Origin of the sequence: Rufibacter immobilis (assembly GCF_003721565.1) — a bacterium.
Lineage (GTDB): Bacteria > Bacteroidota > Bacteroidia > Cytophagales > Hymenobacteraceae > Nibribacter > Nibribacter immobilis.
The window spans coordinates 198,038-219,248 of the sequence record NZ_RJJE01000002.1 but is presented as its reverse complement, the minus strand read 5'-3'; the positions used below and the strand labels follow the sequence as shown (position 1 = coordinate 219,248).

Genomic DNA, 21,211 nt, shown 5'->3' with positions numbered 1-21,211 from the left:
AAAACGCCTCATAATCAGAACCTCGGCTCAATCCACATCTTGCGGGCAACCCCTAATCCTACAAAATTCCCCCTTCCGCCGCCGCGCATAAAAATGGCCACGTTCTGCCCTTCATACAGTTCGCTTAAGCTTATGGTGCGGCCTTCCTCACTAATGATCTGGGTGGTGGGCGTGACCAGTACATACCCCCGGCTATAGCGCGACTGCTGCACATCTGTAAATCCTTCCACCTCAATGGTGACCTGCCCTCTGTCATAGACCCTTCTGGTAATGGTGCCGCGTAAATCTACCCGCTTAGGGGCCAGACGGGCAGGGGCTTCAGTTGCCGTGGAGTCTGCGGTGGTGGCATTGGCGGTGGCATTGGCGGTGGCGTCTGGCCCGGCGGGGGCCGTGGCCTGGCAGCCCAGCAGGTAAACGCTGCAGAGAACAGAAAACAACAGATAGCCCCAGAGGATTTTTATCTTCTTCATGGTCTTACAGTTAGGTTGGAATCTATGAACGGAAACAGCGCAAAAACAGCTGAACCCAGTATTGGTTGTTCCTGCGTTTTTAGCTTATTTTTAGAAAAAGAGCCGCTAAACGGAGTATTTATACCGGCAGATTTGTTAACTCTGTATCCGCGTTAGCAGACTGCTTTCCCAACTCATTCACCATTCGGGCGGCGCGGAACATCCTTTTATGGCTAAGATCAAAACAGCATATTTTTGTCAGAACTGCGGAGCGCAATCGGCTAAATGGATTGGCCGTTGCCCGGCCTGCGGCGAGTGGAACACCTACGTGGAGGAAGTGCTGGCGCGCGAAGACGTGACGCCCACCACCGCCTGGAAAGTGGGCACCAGCAGCCAGCAAGTGGCCAGCAAACCCAAACCCATCGCGGAAATTACGTACTCTGAGCAGGCTCGCATTGTGACCCAAGACGCCGAACTGAACCGCGTGTTGGGCGGCGGCATTGTGCCCGGCTCCATGGTCCTGATTGGCGGAGAACCGGGCATTGGCAAATCCACGCTCATGCTCCAGATTGCCTTGAGCCTGCGCGGCCAGCGCGTGCTCTACATCTCTGGGGAGGAAAGTGAGCAACAGATAAAAATGCGGGCCGAGCGCCTGGGCGCCCAGCACCCCAACTGCTTTATCCTCACCGAGACCGGCACGCAGAACATCTTCAAGCAGATAGAACAACTGCAGCCCGATGTCCTGATCATTGACTCCATCCAGACCCTGCACTCTTCCTTTATTGAAAGCGGTGCGGGCAGCGTGGCGCAGGTGCGGGAATGTACGGCTGAGCTGCTCAAGTTCGCGAAGGAGAGCGGCACGCCGGTGTTTCTGATTGGGCACATCACCAAAGAAGGCAACCTGGCCGGGCCCAAGATTCTGGAGCACATGGTAGACACCGTGCTGCAATTTGAGGGCGACCGCCACATGACGTACCGCATTCTGCGCACCACCAAAAACCGCTTCGGCTCTACCTCTGAGCTGGGTATTTACGAGATGCTGGGCACCGGCCTGCGCGAGGTGAGCAACCCTTCGGAGATTTTGATTTCGCAGCGCGAGGAGTCGTTCAGCGGCATTACCATTGGCGGCACCATGGAAGGCAACCGCCCGCTGCTCATTGAGGTACAGAGCCTGGTTTCCCCGGCTACGTACGGCACTCCGCAGCGCACCGCCACCGGCTTTGACGTGAAGCGCCTGAACATGCTGCTGGCTGTACTGGAGAAGCGCGGCGGCTTTAAACTGGGTACGCAGGACGTATTCCTGAACATCGCCGGAGGCCTCAAAGTAGAAGACCCGGCCCTGGACCTGGCCATCTGCGCGGCCCTGCTTTCCTCTTTTGAAGATGTGGCCATTCCGCATACCACCTGCTTCGCCGCCGAGGTGGGTCTGGGAGGAGAGGTACGTGCCGTGCACCGCATTGAGCAACGCATCTCTGAAGCCGAAAAGCTAGGGTTCCAGGATATATACATCTCCAAGTACAACAAAAAGGGAGTAGATCTGGATAGGTTCAACATCAGAATCCATGCCGCCTGCAGACTGGAGGAAGTGTTTAGTGGCCTGTTCGGATAGTTTACTGGATTTGAACTATTTCAATGAGCCTGGGCGTTTACCAACCATACTTGAAGACAACATTCATCCTCTTACATAACTAATAGCGATGCGTTTCCCTACTCAAAGGTTGCTGACTTCTGCGGTGTTTTTCCTGACCATCTTCTTTGGAACCGGCTCTGCTGCCTGGGCTCAGGGCACGGCTACCATCACCGGCAAAATAGACAATTCCGTTAGTGACAGCGTGCTGCTGGAGCTTTACACCGTGCCGGCTTCTTACTCTGGTCAATCGCACACGGTTGCCCTCAAAGGCAATGGCGAGTTTACCCTGCAAGTTCCGGTTGCGGAGCCAATGCTGGGTGAGCTGGTGCACGGCCCGGAGTCTGTCATGCTGTACCTGCAACCCGGCGACAATTTGGATGTACGGGTAGATGCCGAAGACTTTGTGAGCAGCCTGAAACTCAAAGGCCAGGGTTTTGTGGAGAACAACTATCTGGTGCAGTTTGAGCGCAAGTTTGAGGAAGAGGAAGATTACCAGGTACTGCCCAGCAACATCTTTAAACAGGAAAAGAACTTCCTGCTGTTTCTGGACGAGCGCCGCCAGGACCAACGCAAGTTCCTAGAGAAGTTCCTGAAAAGTAATAAAGTTTCTGAGGCGTTTAAAGCTTATGCCCAGGCCCAGATAGACTTCAGCTACGCCAACGACCGCCTTACGTATGTAGATGTGCGCAAGCGGGTGGGTGGCCTTCCGCCCGAGCTTTCCCCTACTTATTATGATTTCCTGAAGGAAGTTAACCTGAATGCCCCCGGCGCCCTGCGCAACCAAGCCTATTTAGACTTCCTGAACAATTACTTCCAGTACAGAGCTTTGCAGGAGCAGCCCACCAACCTGGAGAGAGACTATTACCCTACGCTCTACAAATTAGTGAAACAAGAGCTGCGTGGCAGCGCCCGTGACATGATGCTGTCCCGTATCCTGTCTCAGACGTTCCGGTTTGGATATGTGCCAGACGCAGACGCCATGTATCTTGATTTCCAGAAAGAAGTGAAAGACACCAATTACCTTTCTTATGTCACGAGCCAATACCGTCAGTTCAGAAGGGTAGGGTTAGGCACCAAAGCAGCGGCGTTTACCTTGATATCCTCAGACGGAGACAGCGTTTCTTTGAGCAGTTTCAAAAACAAAATGGTGTATCTGGGCTTCTGGCGCACGCACTGCGGCATTTGCACCGTAGACCAACTGGCTTACAAATACTTCGCGGAGCAGCTGGCATCTAAAGGCATTGAGTTACTGCAGGTCTCCGTAGGCGAAGACTTTAATACCTGGAAAGCGAACATCGCGCAGAAAAAACTGCCGGGAACGCACCTGTACGCCCCAGACCTGTCGGCGCAGATTCTGAAGGACTATGATGTGAAATCTTTCCCGGCATACTTCCTCATCGCGCCAGACGGTACCCTCATTAACACCAACGCCCGCCGTCCGGGCCACGCCGAAGGAGCCCGCGACATTGCCGCCGCCGTAGACCAATACCGTAACTCCTCTGCCCGCAAATAACGTTTTTTGCTTACTTTTGAAAAAAGAGGCTCTAAACACAGACAGGTGCCATCCGTAAAAGGTGGCATTTGTTGTCTATACCCCACTCACTTTGACCCGAGGCACCTTACAAGACGGATTGAATTTAGCGTCTAAGCTTACGCCGCGCCGCGCCTGGAACGCGCTGCAGGTGGTGAGCAGTTATGCCTTGGCCCGCCTTACCAAGAAGCCCCGGCACTGGGGCAGCCCGGTCAGTATTTCGTTTGAGCCCACCACCTCCTGCAACCTGCGCTGCCCAGAGTGCCCCAGCGGCCTTCGGTCATTCACGCGGCCCACGGGCATGCTGGCCGATGATCTGTTCAAGCAAACCATTGACGAGCTCCAGGACCGTTTGCTGTACCTGCTGTTCTATTTCCAGGGCGAACCGTACCTCAACCCTTCCTTTCTGGACATGGTAAAGTACGCCTCCGGCAAAGGCATTTACACGGCCACCTCCACCAACGCCCATTATCTCACCGAAGAAAATGCCCGCCGCACCGTTGAATCTGGCCTGGACCGGCTCATCATTTCCCTGGACGGCACCACCCAGGAGGTGTACAAGCAATACCGCGTAGGCGGTAAACTGGACAAAGTGCTGGAGGGCACCAAACGGCTGGTGAAGTACAAGCGCGAGCTCAAGTCGAAGACCCCGTACCTCATCTTCCAGTTTCTGGTGGTGCGCCCCAACGAGCACCAAATAGACGAGGCCCGGCAGCTGGCCAAAGAACTGGGCGTGGACGATGTCTGGTTTAAAACCGCCCAGATCTACGATTACCAGAACGGCTCCCCGCTCATTCCTACCATAGATTACTATTCGCGCTACCAGGCGCAGCCTAACGGCACGTACTCGCTCAAGAACAAACTCATTGATGGCTGCTGGAAAATGTGGCATTCCTGCGTCATCACCTGGGATGGGCTGGTGGTGCCCTGCTGCTTTGACAAAGACGCACATAACCGCCTGGGCAACCTGAAGGAGCAGAGCTTCAAGGAGCTTTGGAAAAGCGAGACGTACCGCAAGTTCAGGGGTTCCCTGCTCAGGGGGCGCAGCCAGATAGAGATGTGCCGCAACTGTTCTGAGGGCACCAAAGTCTGGGGCTAACCCGTTGGCATTGGTTTCCGTAGCTAGATTTCCTTATCTTCCGTATGAGGAATTCAGTGCCTGAGCCGTCGTTCTTGGGCGTGGTTTCTGTTTTCTACTATTCCCATTCCTGTGACTGAAATAAACGAAGCGTTTCAACTCCTTTGGCGCAAGCTTGAGATCTGGCTGAAGCAGATTGTACTCATGCTGCCCAACCTGTTTTTGGCCATGCTGGTGCTGGTGCTTACGTTCATTGCGGCCCGGCTCCTGCGCCGTACCTCAGACAAACTGCTCATCAGGTTCACCCATAGCAGCGCCCTCAACAACCTGGTGGGCACCTCAGTGTATGTGGGTATTCTTACCTTGGGCATCTTTTTCACCCTCAGTATTCTCAAGCTGGACAAAACAGTCACCACCTTATTGGCGGGTGCCGGTATCATTGGTTTGGCCTTGGGTTTCGCGTTCCAGGACATTGCCGCCAACTTTATCTCTGGGGTGATCATCGCCTTCCGAAAACCGTTTGTGGTAGGTGATGTCATTGAAACGAATGAGCACTTCGGGACCATTGAGCGCATTAACCTGCGTACCGTGGATATTAGAAGACAGACCGGCGAGTTGGTGAAGGTGCCCAACCGCAAGGTGTTTGAATCTGCGCTCACCAACTTCTCGCACTACGGCATCCGGCGCATTGACCTGAAAGTGGGCGTCTCTTACGCCGAGGACCTGGAACGGGTGCAGCACGTGGTCAAAGAGGCCATGAAAGACATCACCAACATGATCTCCAGCAAGGAGGTGGAAGTGGTGTATGAGGAGTTTGGGGACAGCAGCATCAACTTTCTGGTGCGCTACTGGATCAACTACAAACGCCAGACCGATTTCGTGTACGCCAAGAGCGAGGCCATCATGAAGATCAAGAAAGCCTTTGACCAGCATAAGATAGAAATACCGTTCCCAATCACGACCCTCAACTTTGGGGTGAAGGGCGGCAAAGACCTCTCTATAGAACTCAAAGAAAAGGACGGGCTGCCCTCCCTGGCCAAAACCACCAAATTGGAAGTGCACCCCACCCAGCAAGACGAAGGCAAAGAAAAAGCGGCAGAGGAATAACCTCTGCCGCTTTTTCTTTGTGGCTAACTGTACAGATTACTTGTCGCTCTTGTCCAGGTTCTTGCCCATGTCTTCCACCTCTTTGAGGAAGGCGTCAATGTTCTGGTCGGCGTAGGGGCCGTAGGAGTTGGAGATAGTGCCTCTGGTGCCGTCTGTGCATTCAATGGCGTACAGAATGGACATGTCATCTGGGTTGGTCTCGCCCTCAAAGCGGTAGAAATCCACAATGCGCACTTCTTCCACAGAATAACTTTTATCGCCCTTCAGGGTACAGAGGCGGTTGTCTTCGGTCACTCTGAAATCGGTGACATATCCTTCTTTCTTCAGGCGGGCTTCTACGTTTATCAAGCTTCTTTCTTCTTCCTTGTCTTGCATGGCTAGGTATGTTAAGGTGTTGTCAGAATCGTTGGTTTATATGTGGCCTATACGTAAAACCCGCCGGTGGTTGCCAGTTATATTCAAAAAAAAAGATATTCAAGCCGATGGAAGATGCTCCGGATAGCTTTTGCGTTTAGGGGCTCTTTTTCCAAAAACAGCCCCTAAACGCAAAAGAAAAAGCCATTCTGGGTAGAATGGCTTTTCAGGTAGGAGCGAAGGGAAGAACAGGTTACTTAGCAGCGGCCTGCTTCGCCTGTATCTCGCGTTCAATCTTTTTGAGGTCTATGGAGGAGCAGGCCCCGCCGCAGCCTTTGGCACACCCCGCCTCTTTGGCAAAGAAGCTCTTGTAGCCCAGCCGCAGCACGTAACCGCTGGCCAACGCAAATATGATGAAGATGATGATTTCCTGTACCATAACACAAGCGTAACGCGGGCAAAGGTACAAATAGTTTACCGCCCGTCTAAAATGTGCGCCGGGCCTTCCCGTTTAGGGCCTCTTTTTCCAAAAACAGCCCCTAAACGGAAAGGCCCCACGCTCTCTATTCCTTCCAGAAAGGCTCAATGAGGCCTAGCATTTCCTGCTGCACCTGTGGGCTGTTGCTCACGCAGATTTCCCGCCCGAACACAAAGTTCTTGCCGCCCCTGAAGTCAGTGACCTGCCCGCCAGCTTCCTGCACCAGAATTGCGCCGCCGGCCACGTCATAGGAGTTGATGTTGAACTCAAAATACCCTTCAAACCGACCCGCGGCTACGTAGGCCAGATCCAACGCGGCAGAGCCTAACCGGCGCAGGCCGTGGCAGCCCTGCATGAACGAGCCCATCACCTGCAGGTATTTCTGCATGAGGTCAAAGCTGTAGTACGGGAAACCGGTGGCTATCAGGGAACCGGACAGAGACGGCACTTTAGACACGTAGATGCGCTCCTCATTGCAGTATGCCCCGCCGCCTTTGATGGCGTGATAGCACTCATCGCGGCAGATGTCATACACCACGCCCAGTACCAGCTCGTCTCTCTGGATCAGGGCGATGCTCACCGAGTACACCGGCAAGCCGTGGATGAAGTTGGTGGTGCCGTCCAGCGGGTCAATGATCCAGTTGAATTCCTCGGCCTGCTCGGTCTTGGTGCCTTCCTCGGCAATGAACCCAGCCTGGGGCAAGAACTTCTCCAGACCTTCCACCAGGCGCTTTTCGGCTTCTTTGTCTACGTAGGAGACTAAATCATTGAGGCCTTTGTGCTCCATGCGGGAAGCGTCAAAGTTGGCAGCCTCAGAAAAAATGAATTTCCCAACTTCTCTGGTTAGGGTCACTACCTGGTCGCGGAGCGCGGATAAATCTGTCATAAATTCAAAAAGGAATGACTGATACAGTCTGTTTATAGTTCTTAAATAACCTCTCGCTCGCCTCTGGCGAGTGTGAGCTGCATACGGCGTCCCGCCGCCGCTTTAGCGCTTACACTTCTTAACTCGGCCAGAGGCCGCAGGTCACCCACACTCGCCAGAGGCGAGCGAGAGTTTGGTAAAACGTTACGTCTGATTTGCGTTTAGCGCCTGTTTTTGCAAAAACAGGCGCTAAACGCAACGGACACTTAAACTTTGTTTATACGGCATTTCTGTTTCGGCGCGTAATGCCCAGCACCACCGCCAGCACCGCCAAGCCAATGGCCAGCCACTGGGTGCCGTGCCCAATGAACTCGCCGTAGCGGGTGTAAAACGTCTGCTTCTGGTTGAACCGGATCTGGTCACGGAGGGCCGCCTGTTCCCACCACCCCGATTTCTGCAATAACTCGCCTTTCTGATTGATGAACCCCGAGATGCCGGTATTGGCCGCGCGGGCTACGTCACGGCGGGTTTCAATGGCCCGCAGAGAGGCGTAGCTCAGGTGCTGCTTGTAGCCGGGGCTGTCGCTCCACCAGGCATCATTGGTGATGATGAAGATGGCACTGGCCCCGTTGCGGATGTATTCGCTCACAAACTCGCCGTAGATAGACTCATAGCAGATCACGGGGGCGCCCACCAAAGTAGGTGCTTGGCTATGCGCGAACACGGAGCGGGTGTCTTGGCTACCCATGTTCCCGGCAATGCCGCCCAGATCAATGGCCAGGGCTTTCAGAATCTTGAAGAACCCAGGGTAAGGGGTTTTCTCCACGCCCGGCACCAGTTTGGATTTGTGGTAGAACTCATGCTGGCCGTTCTGCTTCAAGTGCAGGGCCGCGTTATAGACATCAAAATACCCAATCTGCGGATGAAAGCGGGCCGTGCCGGATCTTTGGGTAGAGTCTGGATACAACTTGGCGGTGGTAATGCCCGCCACCAGTTCCAGGCCGGGGTGGCGGCTCAGGAAATCACTGAGCACGTAGCGCACACTGCTGGTACTGAAGTTCTCTTCCCAGTTAAGCCCGTTGCTGATGGAGGTCTCGGGCCAGAGCAGAAACCTGGTGTTGGGGGTGATTTGCTGCTCAGACAGTTTAATGAGGCGGTTCAGCTGCTGCTCAAACGGGATGTAGCCTTCGCCGCCCTCAAACTTCTCGCGGTACGGGTCTACGTTGGGCTGCACCACCACTACCTCGGCCTGCTCGCCCTGCTCTTCATAGTTGCTGTAGATAAGGAAGGAGATGATCATGGGCACCAACACGGCCAGTCCCGGCGCCAAACGTTTCCCCCAGGCATCCTTGGGAGCCTGCAAAGCAAAGAAGGCCAGCAGATTCACTACCCACACCCAAACTGAGCCACCTAAAAAACCGGTGTATTCATACCACTGCACCCAAGCGGGCAGCGCCGAGAAGCCGTTACCCAGCGTGAGCCAGGGCCAGCTTAGGTCCCAGTTGAGATGGAACTGCTCAAACGCGATCCAGTACACGGGCAAACTGAGGTAGCCAATAGTTTTGCCCGCCGCTTTCTTCGTGAAAAAGAACGCCACCAGCGGCACAGACATGAACAGCGCATTGAACAGCACCGCCGCAATACCGCCACCCAGCGTAGAGTAGCTTACCCAATACGTGGTGAAGATATTCCAGAGCAGCAGCAGCAGGTACGTGTTCTTGAAAAACGTGCGCCCGCGCTTGGGTTCGGCCTTGGCCGAGATGGCCTGCTCCATGAACAGGAACGGCACCCAACCCAGAAACAACACAATGGCCAGCGGCTTCACGGGCCAGCCCAACCACAACGTAAAAGCGCTCAGCAGCGCCAGCAGCGGGAGGTAAAAGCGGTTATTTGCTTCCTTGAACAACAATGACAAATTCTCCTTTTATAGCTTTAGTGGTAAACGTCTGCACCAGCTCCTCCAGGGTGCCGTTGAGCGTTTCTTCAAATAGTTTGCTGATCTCGCGGCTCACGGAGGCCTGGCGCTCCGCCCCAAAGTATTCCTTGAACTGCTCCAGCGTCTTTAACACCCTATGCGGCGATTCATAGAAGATCATGGTGCGCTCTTCCTGGGCCAGGCTCTGCAAGCGCGTCTGGCGGCCTTTCTTCACGGGCAGGAAACCTTCAAACGTAAACCTATCGGTGCTGAACCCAGATTTTACCAGCGCGGGCACAAAGGCGGTGGGGCCGGGGAGGCACTCAATCTTGATTCCTTCCTGCACGCAGGCCCGCACCAACAGAAACCCCGGGTCTGAGATTCCGGGCGTACCGGCATCTGACACCATGGCCATTTTCTCGCCTTTTTTCAGGCGCTCCACCAGGTGCGCCACGGCTTTGTGCTCATTGTGCAGGTGGTGGCTGTGCATGCGTTTCTCAATGCCCAGGTGGTTCAGCAATTTGCCGCTGGTGCGGGTATCTTCTGCCAGCACCACGTCCACTTCCTTCAGAATCCGGATGGCGCGCAGGGTAATGTCTTCCAGGTTGCCAATGGGCGTGGGCACTAAATATAAACAGGTCTCTTCAGTAGGTTCGGCCATAGGTCAAAGATACTAATTATTTAGTCCTGAGTTCTGAGTCTTGGGGTTTGAATTGATTTCCAGTTTGGCCTTGTTTTAGGAAAAAGAGGCGCTAAACGCACCTCAGAGGCCATAGCCCTGGGCTATTCTATCAATGCGGCGGGCCAGTTCATGGTCTTTGGGCGTAACAACGTTCCCGGCGTCATGGGTGCTGAGCCTGATCTCCACGCGGTTGTAGGCGTTGCTCCACCACGGGTGATGATTCAGTTCCTCGGCCACCAGGGCCACCTCCACCATAAACCCGAAGGCCTCCTTAAAGTCTTTGAACGTGAAGCGGCGGCGCAGGCAGTTTTCTTCTTCGGTCCACATAGCAAGAGGGTTTGTCTATTGGTTCTGGTCTCCGTGTTTTTACTCTGTTTTCAGAAAAACAGCCGCTAAACGTAGCTTTTCTTTTCTCGCCCCTCGTATTCTTTTAACGCCCTCGCATTCTGCGAAGGCCAACCCCTGATGGTCTGGCTCCCTCTGGAGTAGCCGGCATCAGCGGTATAGCTGAAACCTATTCCAACCATTATAAAACTATGGCAGAAGAACAGAAACCCCAAGAGGTGCCAGACCAGCACCAGAGCAGCCAGCCCGGTCATGAACATGAAATGGGTCCTGAGCCCATTGTGATACGGGAAAGCTACAAAGGCAGCGACAAGCTGAAAGGCAAGAAAGCCCTCATCACCGGCGGCGACAGCGGCATTGGTCGGGCGGTGGCGGTGCATTTCGCCCGCGAAGGCGCCGATGTGGCCATTGTTTACCTCAACGAAGACCAGGATGCCCAGGACACCAAAGCGATGGTGGAGAAGGAAGGCCGCAAGTGCGTGCTCATCCCCGGCGACCTGCGCGATGAAGCTTTCTGCAAAGACAGCGTGGCGCAGGCCGTGAAAGAACTGGGCGGCCTCAACATTCTGGTGAACAACGCCGCGGAGCAGCACGAAAAAGAAGACCTGCGTGAAATCACCGCTGACCAACTGGAGAAGACCTTTAGGACCAATATTTTCGCGTACTTCTACGTGGCGCAGGCAGCCCTGAACCACCTCCAGAAAAACGACTGCATCATTAACACCACCTCCATTACGTCTTACCGCGGCTCAGACCACCTCATGGACTACTCAGCCACCAAAGGCGCCATTACCTCTTTTACCCGCTCGCTGTCGCAGAACCTGGCCAAGGAAGGCATTAGGGTAAACGCCGTAGCTCCGGGCCCTATCTGGACGCCCTTGATTCCGGCCACATTGGAGGAAGTAGGGGAGTTTGGCAAAAGCCAGCCCATGGGCCGGTTGGGTCAGCCTTCAGAAGTGGCCCCTGCCTACGTTTTCCTGGCCTCTGAAGACGCTTCTTACATTACCGGGCAGACCATTCACGTGAACGGCGGCGAGCAGATAGGAGGGTAAGCCTCAACCTTTCCACGTGGAAAACAGTAAACGGTAAGACCAACTCACCTAACACAAACGCCTATGGCAACTGAAAATAATGGACACCCCAACGGGCACGATCGTCCTATACGGGTTATAGATGACACGGCCACCAACATGGAAGACATGATGGCCGGGCATATCATTCCGGGCGCAGATCCGCCCAAAAACGAAGCTCAGCGCGGCGGCTTTGGGAACAGAGACGGCAAGGAAGGCTACGGTTCAGATTCCTCTGACGGACCAACCGGCGTAAGCGTAAATGAAGAAGCCGATAGCACTGAGCCGCCCAAAGATAACATGCGCACCGAGGAAGAAGGCCGCGGCACCTGATGCCCGTTGTCACAGTACTTTTTTTGATGTTGAACTAAAAGCGAAGGAGGATTACTATGCCTTATAAAAGCAAGAACACCAGCCACGACTCTAAGTCTCAGAAAGGCGACCCTACTGCCCACGGCACCTCAAAAGCCGGAATGAAAACCACCGGTGGCCCAGAGGAAATTGACAGAGCCGAGGAAATTGTGGCCAAACATTTAGACGACCAGGAGCGTCCGGTTCCGGAGGCTATCACGCACCCTAACCGCAACACCAATAAACCAAGCATCAACAAGCCCGGCTACGGCGGAACTTGATTTGCCATGCCTCTTCAAGAAAAGCACCTTCCCCACCAGAAGGTGCTTTTTTGTGGCTGGTTTAGAGCTAATTCTGGAAAAACGGCCCCTAAACGGCTACTCTTCAACGGCTTCCTGTTTCACAAAACCACTTGCCTATGGCCCGCTATGCCATCTCAGATATTCATGGGTGTCTGGTCACGTTCAGAACCATGGTTGAAGAAATCATACAATTGCGCCCCCAGGACCACCTCTACCTGCTGGGAGACTACATTAACAAAGGCCCTGATAGCAAAGGTGTGTTAGATTACCTCTTCACGCTCCAGCAGAGAGGCTACCAACTTACCTGCCTGCGTGGTAACCATGACCAGCTTTTATTAGATGCCATAGACCAGGGAGAGCATACTGTATGGCTTCCGGAAGCCGAAAAGCAGAAGACTCTGCAAAACTTTGGCGTACATCAGTTCAAGGACATCCCTTCCAAATACATCGCCTTCATCAGAGCCATGCCGCTCCTGGTTGTGCTGGATGATTACATCCTGGTACACGCGGGGCTAGATTTTTCACTCACTAACCCATTGCTCACCAGTAATCACCTTCTATTGAACACAAAACGCATGCAACCTTCCAAAGCCAAGTTGGGAGAGCGCCTGCTGTTGCATGGTCACGTACCCGTTACAGCCAGTACTATTAGAAAAGCGACCAATAAGAAAAAGGCAGCCATCAATCTAGATGCAGGCTGCACTTATTACCGTAATGAAGAATTTGGACAGCTTTGCGCCTTTCACTTAGATGAAGTAGCACTATTCTTTCTAAAGAATATAGAACAATCTTATCCCATCAATGTCAAGTAATTATAAATATTCATATTTATAATATAATATATTAGTTGCTACAATCTTAATATTTACATCCTTATTACAAATACCCTCACAATTGCTAGAACTTACCTGCCAAAAAATGGGCTTTCTCAAGGCTTATAAACATAAATTAGCCAATTCGTATATATAGATGTTATTGCCTAGGGGTAAATAACAGCTAAAAAGATTTATATCTTTTTAGCATCTGTAATGGAACTTTCTATTAAATTTACACGTATTAAGCCGCTTAAATATTTAAGTGGCTTAATACATAATTAATCTTATATAATTTTAAATTTTTGCAGCACACAAGAATCAGCGAATACTTATAAATAAGTATTGCACAATAGATTAAACATACAGCAACAAAAACAATTAATTAACTTAAAGTAGCCTTTATGGAGAAACATTTACTCAGAAGTAAGTCTTCCGGGAAAAGAAATGCGAGCAGGGTCTGGTTATTTATAGCCGTGCTGCTTTACGGATTGATGCCTATGCTGCAAGCGCAGGCGCAGGTAACAAGTTTGCCCACGTTACATTATGGTCGTTGGGATAATAGCACCCCCACATTACCCTATCCCTCAGGTTGGTCTCAAAATGGTTTAGCCACTGACCCCTCTGTTAACTTAGGTCCGTCCACTAACAATGCCCTGAATACAAGATCAGCAGGTTTTGACGGTACTGGAGATTTCATCAAAATAAATCTCTCTGGCTTACCTGCCAGTATAATACCCGGTGAACTAAGCTTTTATATCGCTTATAGATATACTGGCACAGGCACGGCACTATATGACGGTACTTTTGTGGTTGAAGAATCTGAAACAGATGGCAATTACTCTCCAATAGCTTCATACACGACTTTAGTGAGACAAATAAACTCAAGCGGTGACGGTGAAGAGAAAAAAGTCAATATTAAACCAAGTACGAAGTTTGTGAGACTTAGATTAGCCACAAACCTACAAACCAATGGCGCTGTATTGATTGACCGAGTAAGTATTGCAGAAGCTACTCCACCACCACCATCTGCTCCTGAGATCAATGTCATCCCAGGCAGCAGTGCACAGGGAGGCAGTTCTTCTTATACTTTTGCAGATCAGAACCTGAATGTAGTTAGTGCTCCGGTTACCTTTACTATCCAGAATACTGGCCCTGCAGCTTTATCAGTTACTACTCCAATTACGATAAGTGGTACAGACCCGAGCCAGTTCCAAATTACGAAGCAGCCAGATGCTTCCATCCCAGCCGGCGGTTCGTCTACCTTTGAGGTAGCGTTTAAACCCACTTCAGTACTTACCAAGACCGCAACAATCAGCATCATTAATGATGATGCCACTGAGAATCCTTATACAATTAACTTAACCGGGAAAGGTGTCCTTCTTGCCCCTACCATCAGCAGCTTTGAACCCAATGCGGCTTCGGTGGGTACTACCATTACGATCAAAGGCTCTAATCTGACCAATACGAACAACGTAGTTTTTGAAAGTAATAAAACCGTAGTTCCTAAAGTACTGGACGACAATACCCTCACGGCCACAGTACCCGCCGGTGCTGTTTCCGGACTAGTGAAGCTTACGTACAATAACAACTCTCAAAGTTCAACCAGTACTGCTTCCTTTACAGTGCAAGCTCCAGAAATTGATGTAACTCCTGGCAGCAACTCTCAGGGAGGCAGCTCCGCCCAAGCCTTTGGGGAACGCAACATCAACACCACCAGCGCTCCTTTTACTTTCACTATCCACAACACGGGCAATGTACCTCTTACCCTAACCACCCCGTTGGCTTTAAGAGGCACAGATGCAAACCAGTTTCAGATCACGAAGCAACCAGATGCTTCCATCCCAGCCGGCGGTTCGTCTACCTTTGAGGTAGCGTTTAAGCCAACTTCAGTATCGGCCAAAACTGCGAACATCTTAATTGCCAATAATGACGCCAATGAGAACCCTTATTCCATTAACCTTTCAGGAACAGGAGTTCTTCTTCCGCCTACTATCAGCAGCTTTGAGCCTAACGCGGCAGCGGTAGGAAACACCATTTTGATCAAGGGTTCCAATCTGGTAAACACCACAAGCGTTATCTTTGAAAACGGAAAAACAGCCACCTATACGGTAGTAGATGACAACACATTAACCGCCACAGTGCCAGCAGGCGCTGCTACAGGAACTGTGAAGTTATCTTATAACAACTTTTCGCAGACCACTACCAGCATAGCTGTTTTTACCGTTATCTCAGCTCCAATCATCACAGATTTCTCTCCTAAGTCTGGCCCAGTGGGCACAGTGGTCACCATTACTGGCTCCAACTTCTGGGTAGACGGCAATGTGTACTTCAAGGATGCGTCAGGTGAATACATCTACGCAGACAACTACGAGTACGTGAGCACCACTGAGGTAAGAGCCACTGTTCCAGCCGATGCGGCATCAGACTTTATTGCCGTGGACGGAGAGTCTGGACTTACTGAAACTGCCACCAAATTCACTGTAACGGTTCCTGCACCAGTAATCGCCACTGTTGACCCTAACGCAGGCCCTGTAGGAACAATCGTTTATGTACAAGGCTCTAACCTAAAAGGGATCCAAAGCATCACCTTTGGTGGAACTCTTGCCACGGAATATGATGACACAGACGAGAACAATTTAATCGTGATCGTTCCAGAGGGAGCAGTCTCAGGCAACATGATAGTTACCACAGCAGGAGGCGCTGCACAAACTAACTTTACCGTAACGGTTCCAACTCCAATCATCACAGATTTCTCTCCTAAGTTTGGCCCTGCGGGCACAGTGGTGACCATCACAGGTGCTAACTTCTGGGTAGACGGCAACGTGTACTTCAAGGACGCCTCTGGCAATTATATCTACGCAGACAACTACGAGTTCATTAGCGAGAATGAAGTAAGAGCTACCGTACCAGCCGATGCAGCCACTGACTTCATTGCCGTGGACGGAGAATATGGACTAACTGAAACAGACTCTAAGTTTACCATGATTGTGCCTGCCCCAGTGATCAACAATGTTGAACCTAACGCTGGTCCGGCCGGAACAGTGGTGACCATCACAGGCACAGACTTAAGCAGAGTTCTCTCCGTATCCTTCAAAAACACTCCTGCACAATTTGAAGAAACTGCAGAAGGCTTAGTTACCATTGTGCCTGAAGCCGCCACAGAAGGGCCAATCATTGTGAAAACGGCTGGAGGAACTGCAGAAATGAACTTCTTCGTTCTAACCACCACCTTGCCAGTAGAACTGGTAGACTTCACAGCAACGCCTGCTTCTAACGCTGTTATGCTGAGCTGGAAAACCGCTACAGAAAAGAACAACGCCTATTTTGAAGTACAGGCAAGCGCTAATCCAAAGAGAGAGGAATTCAAGACGGTTAAACGCGTAGAAAGCAAAGTAACTAACAGTTCTTCTTTGACCTCCTATGAAATAGAAGACCGTACTCCAGCCAAGAGCACTACTACTTATTACCGCCTGAAACAGGTAGATTTAGATGGTTCTGTAGAATACAGCAAAACTATTGCGGTAGCACGCACTGCTGCTGCTGCTACTCCAGCTGCAACACCAGTTACTGTTTATCCAAACCCGTTTGACGACAGAAGTAACCTAACTATTGAGGTGACAGCTGAACAAGCTGGCCAACTGAACGTGGTTCTCTATTACGTTACAGGTAAGAAAGCTTTTGAGCGCTCATTCAATGTAGAGAGCGGCATATCCACCATTGAGCTACCAGTAAACACTGCTTCAATTGGCGCAGGAATGTACATCTTATCTACTGAACTGAACGGTCAAACAACAACTACAAGAGTGGTAAAAAAATAGCCACCCTCTGACCAAATAAAAAAAGGGAGACTATCGTCTCCCTTTTTTTATGCCTTCTGCAACCGCCATACCTATTTGGCCCAATCCCCTGCCCCAGCGGCCATTCACTTATTTCCTGCTGTTCTTGTAAGAAAAAAGAGTGTTGAATCTCTTCACCAATTCTAAGTTTACAGCTCAAATCCTATCACCTCTCGTAAGCTGGGAGCTTTTTCTGCTTCTAAAAAGTCTTATCTGCCCATATATAACAATATATATTTAAAGATATAATAATCCCTAAAATCCTTGTATTTATATATTAATATTCTATATTAGAACGCGCAATAGAGGGATTAGTATCTAAAAGTGTTTATATGTAAAAATTAAGGGGATTATGATAGTACTAAAACTGCACAACCACCCTTAGAAACATCTGCGATTTCTACATATATCACACTTCAATACTACCTTATCTGCCCTAGCTGACTGTTACTATTTCTGAAAGCATACCTTATTTATCATGAATCACTAAGCCCATGTCTATGAAGCAAACTTTTACTCTTCTAAAGAAGGTAGTGTATTTCGCACTCAGCTTCCTTCTGATTAGCGGAACCATGGCTACGGCAAATAGCCCCTCCGCCCGCTATAGTAGCATAAGCATGCTCAACAGAGTGGAGTCTTTCAGAAGCCTGCAAGCTCCTCTGTCGCTCTCAAATCTCACATGGCTAGGACAATCTTTGTCTCCGCTCACCATGAATGATTCAACGGCTTCAGGAAAAACATATTATTGGGTGCCGTTTGGCGTAAACAACAGAGGCAGCGGAGCCTGGAGTGAACTAGGGCACTGGGCTACCACCAGTGGCGGCAAAGTGAAACATACAACTCTACCCACTGCCGCAGATGATGTTGTATTTGACCTCAACTCATTCTTATTTACCGGGCAGAAAGTTACGGTAGACGTAGAAGCCAACGCCAAAAACATTTCTTGGGTGAACATTAGATCTACCACCTTAGAAGGTAGCGGCGCCGCCCTGAATGTCTATGGCTCTTTCCAAGTGCACAGCAACCTTTTGTTGGCAGGGCCGGCCGGCTTTACCATCAACTTCAAGTCGGCTACCCCTGAGACACCTATTAACCTGCTGAACAAATCTTTCCCGGGCTCCTCCAGAATCACCTTTGAAGGTAGTGGCGGCTGGATACTACAAAGCCAATTGAGTGCCGGGCAAGGGAGCAGCATTACCTTGGTTGAAGGAACGCTCAAGACCAATAACCAGAACATTTCCATCAATACCTTCAGGTCTATTGGTGAGAAAGCAAGAACATTGGAGTTAGGCACTACCACCATCAACAACATGAGCACCTGGGATGTCTCTTCTTCCCTCAACCTGAGTGCAACAGAATCTAAACTAGTGCTGAATGGCCCCGGCACCCACACCTTCAATGGCGGAGATCAGGTTTATAGATCTGTAGTCCTCCACGGCCCAGAATCTTTTGTAAACAACAGCAACACGTTCAAGGAGCTGTCTTTGCCTATCAACATTACAACAGACAGCACCGCCGGTAATATCTTAACCTTAGAAAGCGGCCAAACCCAGACCATAGAAACATTGTCCACCTTGGGCAGCGCACCTTATACCACTATCCAGTCTTCAGTGAAAGGAAGTAATGCCGCCTTCAACTTTACCTCCCTTGGCTTCTGCACAGATTACCTGATTGTATCAGATGTGCATGCTACAGGCCCAGGCAACTATTTTGCGGGTTTGAACAGCGAAAACAAAGGAAACAACAACGGCTGGCATTTCATTACCTGTGCCACCAATGTGTACAGCCCCAAAAAAACCGCTGATTTTGACACTGTATTCACCACCATACCGGTAGTTTCAGACGGATCAAACAAGTGGCAGGAAATCAAGTTCAACGGTGAGTTGGTTGGCGCTATCAGAGATGGGGGCAATGCCTTGGGCGAAGTAACCGTAGATTTTACCGTAAGCGCAGACAGCAGCCGCACTGTAAAAAATGCAGGCGGGGCAGAAATCAGCCTGATGCCCAGAAACTGGAGAGTCTCCTCCACTAACCCGCCTGCTTCTGACAAACCGGTGAGCATTAGAGTGTACGGTTTACAGTCTGAGTTCAGCAATTATCAGGCGGCAACGGGTAGTGTGGCGGCCCTGACAGATCTGTTTTTCACCTCATACAGCAACCAGGACAGCACAGAAAACTGCGCCTATCTAGACAATACCGCGGCAGGCATCACCACCTTGATCAGCAATGCATCTTTCGCTACCGCCGGTAATTACTTCACTGCTGAACTAACGGGCCTCACAGACTTTACAGAACTTTACCTGCATAACGGAGGAACCGCCATTGACTTTGAGGCTTCTAAGCCAGCCCCACCGGTAGTAGAGCAACCTACTCCTGGTGAAGACCAGGATGACGAGGACGAAGAACTGGAGCCGGAAGAAGACCCAACTGACTGCAGCATCATCAAACTGAAGTGGAACGCCCACCCAAGAAGCAAGAAACTCTACTATGAATTGGAAGTAGCCACCGATCTTTTCAAAGGCGACTTCAAAGTGATTGGCAAGTTCCAGAAGAACAATTCCAAGCACAAGGCCCAGACCTTTGAACTGAAAGACAGCAAAACCGGAAACGAGTCCATCAGATACTACCGCCTGAAGATGTATGACGCCAAAGGCAGAAAGTACTACAGCAGAATTCTGATAGTGAGGTTCAATTGCGGCGTGCAGGTTGTACAGGCTTCTCCTAACCCGTTCACAGACCTCCTCAAGCTTTCTGTAAGCACGCCCAAAGCCGGAGACCTCAACATCAAGCTTATCTCCAGCAACGGCAAAGAAAGCATGTCCAAGAGAGTGATGGTGCCAAAGGGCAAGTCTGAGACAGAGGTCAGAGTTGACCCTAAGATGAAACCAGGTCTGTATTACCTGTTCACTGAGCTGAACGGTAAAATCATTACCCAGCGCATCTTAAAGAAATAGTTAACATTCACATACCACCTTCAAAAACCCCCAGGCGCACCCTGGGGGTTTTTGCTTTATTTAGGAAAAAGAGCCCCTAAACGCCTTTCATATTTCTGTGTACGCTTGCCGCTTCAAAACATTGGTAATTTGCCGCAATGGCTGTACTTTTGGGCACCCACTAACAATATCAAAATGCAACGCGATTCCCAAATCTTTGATCTTATCCAGAAAGAGCACCAGCGTCAGCTGCATGGCATTGAACTTATCGCTTCTGAGAACTTTGTTTCTGAGCAGGTAATGCAAGCCATGGGCAGTGTGCTCACCAATAAATACGCAGAAGGCTTACCCGCCAAACGCTATTATGGCGGCTGTGAGATTGTGGACCAGTCAGAGCAATTAGCCATTGATCGCGCAAAGCAATTGTTTGGAGCTGAGTGGGTGAACGTACAGCCGCACTCCGGCGCGCAGGCCAACGCCGCCGTAATGCTGGCGGTTCTGAATCCAGGAGATAAAATCTTAGGTTTTGACCTGTCGCACGGGGGGCACTTAACGCACGGTTCATTGGTGAACTTCTCCGGTAAACTGTACCAGCCTTCTTTCTATGGTGTAGAGCCAGAAACCGGCGAGATTGACTGGACCAAAGTAAGAGAGGTAGCGGAGCGGGAGAAACCTAAACTCATCATCTGCGGCGCCTCAGCCTATTCCCGTGACTGGAACTACCAGGCTCTGCGCGAAGCCGCTGATGCCGTTGGCGCCCTGTTGCTGGCCGATATTTCTCACCCAGCCGGTTTAATTGCCACTGGCTTATTGAACGACCCGTTTGAGCACTGCCACATTGTGACCACCACCACCCACAAAACCCTGCGGGGCCCACGCGGCGGTATGATCATGATGCGGAAAGACTTTGAAAACCCCTTTGGGCTGAAGACGCCTAAAGGCGAGCTGCGCATGATGTCTTCCTTGCTAGACAGTGGCGTGTTCCCAGGCACACAGGGTGGTCCGTTGGAGCATGTGATTGCCGCCAAGGCCGTCGCTTTCTTTGAGGCCCTCTCGCCTTCCTATAAAGAATATACTGCCCAGGTGCAGAAGAACGCCCAGGCGTTGGCCAAGTCTCTCGTAGACCGCGGCTATAAGCTTATCTCTGGCGGCACAGACAACCACCTCATGCTCATTGACCTTCGGTCTAAAAACCTGACGGGTAAACTGGCCGAGAATACACTTATCAAAGCAGACATCACCATCAACAAAAACATGGTGCCGTTTGATGATAAGTCTCCTTTTGTGACCTCCGGAATCCGGATTGGCTCCGCCGCCGTAACTACCCGTGGTCTGAAAGAGCAGGACATGGACCGCGTGGTGGACTATATTGACCGCGTGCTCATGAACCATGAGAATGAAACCATTCTTTCTGACACCAGAAAAGAGATCAACAACTGGATGCAGGAGTTTCCGTTGTTCAGTTACTAA

18 protein-coding genes are annotated in these 21,211 nt (G+C 51.0%); 11 read left to right on the top strand and 7 right to left on the bottom strand.

The features are described from left to right. Positions 1-14: 14 nt before the first annotated feature. Positions 15-470 (bottom strand): hypothetical protein, encoded by a 456-nt coding sequence (locus EFA69_RS03405; RefSeq protein ID WP_123131683.1) that lies wholly within the window; start codon positions 468-470, stop codon positions 15-17. Between the two features lie 208 nt (positions 471-678). Here EFA69_RS03405 and radA point away from each other — a divergent pair, with 208 nt between their 5' ends. The 4 genes from radA to EFA69_RS03385 all read left to right on the top strand — a co-directional run bounded on the left by radA (position 679) and on the right by EFA69_RS03385 (position 5,795). Further along, on the top strand, positions 679-2,058 hold the full coding sequence (gene radA / locus EFA69_RS03400) for a DNA repair protein RadA (RefSeq protein WP_123131682.1): 1,380 nt from the start codon (positions 679-681) through the stop codon (positions 2,056-2,058). Positions 2,059-2,146: 88 nt separating this feature from the next. Continuing rightward, complete coding sequence (locus tag EFA69_RS03395; RefSeq protein WP_123131681.1) at positions 2,147-3,592, top strand: peroxiredoxin family protein; 1,446 nt, start codon at positions 2,147-2,149, stop codon at positions 3,590-3,592. A gap of 61 nt (positions 3,593-3,653) precedes the next feature. After that, entirely contained in the window at positions 3,654-4,709 is a 1,056-nt protein-coding gene (locus EFA69_RS03390) for an SPASM domain-containing protein (protein ID WP_245964485.1), read from the top strand. A gap of 111 nt (positions 4,710-4,820) precedes the next feature. Then, positions 4,821-5,795 carry a mechanosensitive ion channel family protein gene (locus EFA69_RS03385; RefSeq protein WP_123131679.1) on the top strand — a complete coding sequence of 325 codons (975 nt, stop codon included), beginning with the start codon at positions 4,821-4,823 and terminating at the stop codon, positions 5,793-5,795. Between the two features lie 36 nt (positions 5,796-5,831). Here the strand turns inward: EFA69_RS03385 and EFA69_RS03380 are convergent, their stop codons facing one another. The 6 genes from EFA69_RS03380 to EFA69_RS03355 all read right to left on the bottom strand — a co-directional run bounded on the left by EFA69_RS03380 (position 5,832) and on the right by EFA69_RS03355 (position 10,416). Further along, positions 5,832-6,170: a hypothetical protein gene (locus tag EFA69_RS03380; protein WP_123131678.1), complete on the bottom strand. Its 339-nt coding sequence runs from the start codon at positions 6,168-6,170 to the stop codon at positions 5,832-5,834. Between the two features lie 232 nt (positions 6,171-6,402). After that, positions 6,403-6,588 (bottom strand): FeoB-associated Cys-rich membrane protein, encoded by a 186-nt coding sequence (locus tag EFA69_RS20205; protein WP_183906677.1) that lies wholly within the window; start codon positions 6,586-6,588, stop codon positions 6,403-6,405. A 124-nt stretch (positions 6,589-6,712) separates the two neighbouring features. Then, entirely contained in the window at positions 6,713-7,513 is an 801-nt protein-coding gene (locus EFA69_RS03370) for an inositol monophosphatase family protein (protein ID WP_123131677.1), read from the bottom strand. Between the two features lie 256 nt (positions 7,514-7,769). Continuing rightward, a complete protein-coding gene (lnt, locus tag EFA69_RS03365) occupies positions 7,770-9,407 on the bottom strand; it encodes an apolipoprotein N-acyltransferase (protein ID WP_245964484.1) in 1,638 nt (545 codons plus the stop codon). Next, entirely contained in the window at positions 9,379-10,068 is a 690-nt protein-coding gene (rsmI, locus tag EFA69_RS03360; protein ID WP_123131675.1) for a 16S rRNA (cytidine(1402)-2'-O)-methyltransferase, read from the bottom strand. Before rsmI ends, lnt begins: the two co-directional genes overlap by 29 nt. 102 nt (positions 10,069-10,170) lie before the next feature. Next, the gene (locus EFA69_RS03355) at positions 10,171-10,416 is read right to left on the bottom strand and encodes a 4a-hydroxytetrahydrobiopterin dehydratase (protein ID WP_123131674.1); all 246 of its coding nucleotides are present in this window, start codon (positions 10,414-10,416) and stop codon (positions 10,171-10,173) included. Between the two features lie 209 nt (positions 10,417-10,625). On the opposite strand from EFA69_RS03355, the gene EFA69_RS03350 reads away from it, so the two are divergent. The 7 genes from EFA69_RS03350 to EFA69_RS03320 all read left to right on the top strand — a co-directional run bounded on the left by EFA69_RS03350 (position 10,626) and on the right by EFA69_RS03320 (position 21,211). After that, on the top strand, positions 10,626-11,486 hold the full coding sequence (locus EFA69_RS03350; protein ID WP_123131673.1) for an SDR family oxidoreductase: 861 nt from the start codon (positions 10,626-10,628) through the stop codon (positions 11,484-11,486). 63 nt (positions 11,487-11,549) lie between these two features. Continuing rightward, positions 11,550-11,837, top strand: a complete 288-nt coding sequence (locus tag EFA69_RS03345) for a hypothetical protein (RefSeq protein ID WP_148041245.1) — start codon at positions 11,550-11,552, stop codon at positions 11,835-11,837. Positions 11,838-11,893: 56 nt separating this feature from the next. Then, positions 11,894-12,136 carry a hypothetical protein gene (locus tag EFA69_RS03340; RefSeq protein ID WP_123131671.1) on the top strand — a complete coding sequence of 81 codons (243 nt, stop codon included), beginning with the start codon at positions 11,894-11,896 and terminating at the stop codon, positions 12,134-12,136. Positions 12,137-12,273: 137 nt separating this feature from the next. Next, positions 12,274-12,969, top strand: a complete 696-nt coding sequence (locus tag EFA69_RS03335; RefSeq protein ID WP_123131670.1) for a metallophosphoesterase family protein — start codon at positions 12,274-12,276, stop codon at positions 12,967-12,969. 404 nt (positions 12,970-13,373) lie between these two features. Further along, positions 13,374-16,790, top strand: coding sequence for an IPT/TIG domain-containing protein (locus EFA69_RS03330; protein WP_123131669.1), 3,417 nt, complete (start codon positions 13,374-13,376; stop codon positions 16,788-16,790). 635 nt (positions 16,791-17,425) lie between these two features. Then, the gene (locus EFA69_RS03325; protein ID WP_123131668.1) at positions 17,426-19,762 is read left to right on the top strand and encodes a T9SS type A sorting domain-containing protein; all 2,337 of its coding nucleotides are present in this window, start codon (positions 17,426-17,428) and stop codon (positions 19,760-19,762) included. A gap of 174 nt (positions 19,763-19,936) precedes the next feature. Continuing rightward, positions 19,937-21,211 carry a serine hydroxymethyltransferase gene (locus EFA69_RS03320; RefSeq protein WP_123131976.1) on the top strand — a complete coding sequence of 425 codons (1,275 nt, stop codon included), beginning with the start codon at positions 19,937-19,939 and terminating at the stop codon, positions 21,209-21,211.

Bases quoted from the DNA above. Each gene is read 5' to 3' on its own strand.
- EFA69_RS03405 (WP_123131683.1), bottom strand. From the start codon at position 470: ATGAAGAAGATAAAAATCCTCTGGGGCTATCTGTTGTTTTCTGTTCTC.
- radA (WP_123131682.1), top strand. From the start codon at position 679: ATGGCTAAGATCAAAACAGCATATTTTTGTCAGAACTGCGGAGCGCAA.
- EFA69_RS03395 (WP_123131681.1), top strand. From the start codon at position 2,147: ATGCGTTTCCCTACTCAAAGGTTGCTGACTTCTGCGGTGTTTTTCCTG.
- EFA69_RS03380 (WP_123131678.1), bottom strand. From the start codon at position 6,170: ATGCAAGACAAGGAAGAAGAAAGAAGCTTGATAAACGTAGAAGCCCGC.
- EFA69_RS20205 (WP_183906677.1), bottom strand. From the start codon at position 6,588: ATGGTACAGGAAATCATCATCTTCATCATATTTGCGTTGGCCAGCGGT.
- EFA69_RS03370 (WP_123131677.1), bottom strand. From the start codon at position 7,513: ATGACAGATTTATCCGCGCTCCGCGACCAGGTAGTGACCCTAACCAGA.
- rsmI (WP_123131675.1), bottom strand. From the start codon at position 10,068: ATGGCCGAACCTACTGAAGAGACCTGTTTATATTTAGTGCCCACGCCC.
- EFA69_RS03355 (WP_123131674.1), bottom strand. From the start codon at position 10,416: ATGTGGACCGAAGAAGAAAACTGCCTGCGCCGCCGCTTCACGTTCAAA.
- EFA69_RS03350 (WP_123131673.1), top strand. From the start codon at position 10,626: ATGGCAGAAGAACAGAAACCCCAAGAGGTGCCAGACCAGCACCAGAGC.
- EFA69_RS03345 (WP_148041245.1), top strand. From the start codon at position 11,550: ATGGCAACTGAAAATAATGGACACCCCAACGGGCACGATCGTCCTATA.
- EFA69_RS03340 (WP_123131671.1), top strand. From the start codon at position 11,894: ATGCCTTATAAAAGCAAGAACACCAGCCACGACTCTAAGTCTCAGAAA.
- EFA69_RS03335 (WP_123131670.1), top strand. From the start codon at position 12,274: ATGGCCCGCTATGCCATCTCAGATATTCATGGGTGTCTGGTCACGTTC.
- EFA69_RS03330 (WP_123131669.1), top strand. From the start codon at position 13,374: ATGGAGAAACATTTACTCAGAAGTAAGTCTTCCGGGAAAAGAAATGCG.
- EFA69_RS03325 (WP_123131668.1), top strand. From the start codon at position 17,426: ATGCTCAACAGAGTGGAGTCTTTCAGAAGCCTGCAAGCTCCTCTGTCG.
- EFA69_RS03320 (WP_123131976.1), top strand. From the start codon at position 19,937: ATGCAACGCGATTCCCAAATCTTTGATCTTATCCAGAAAGAGCACCAG.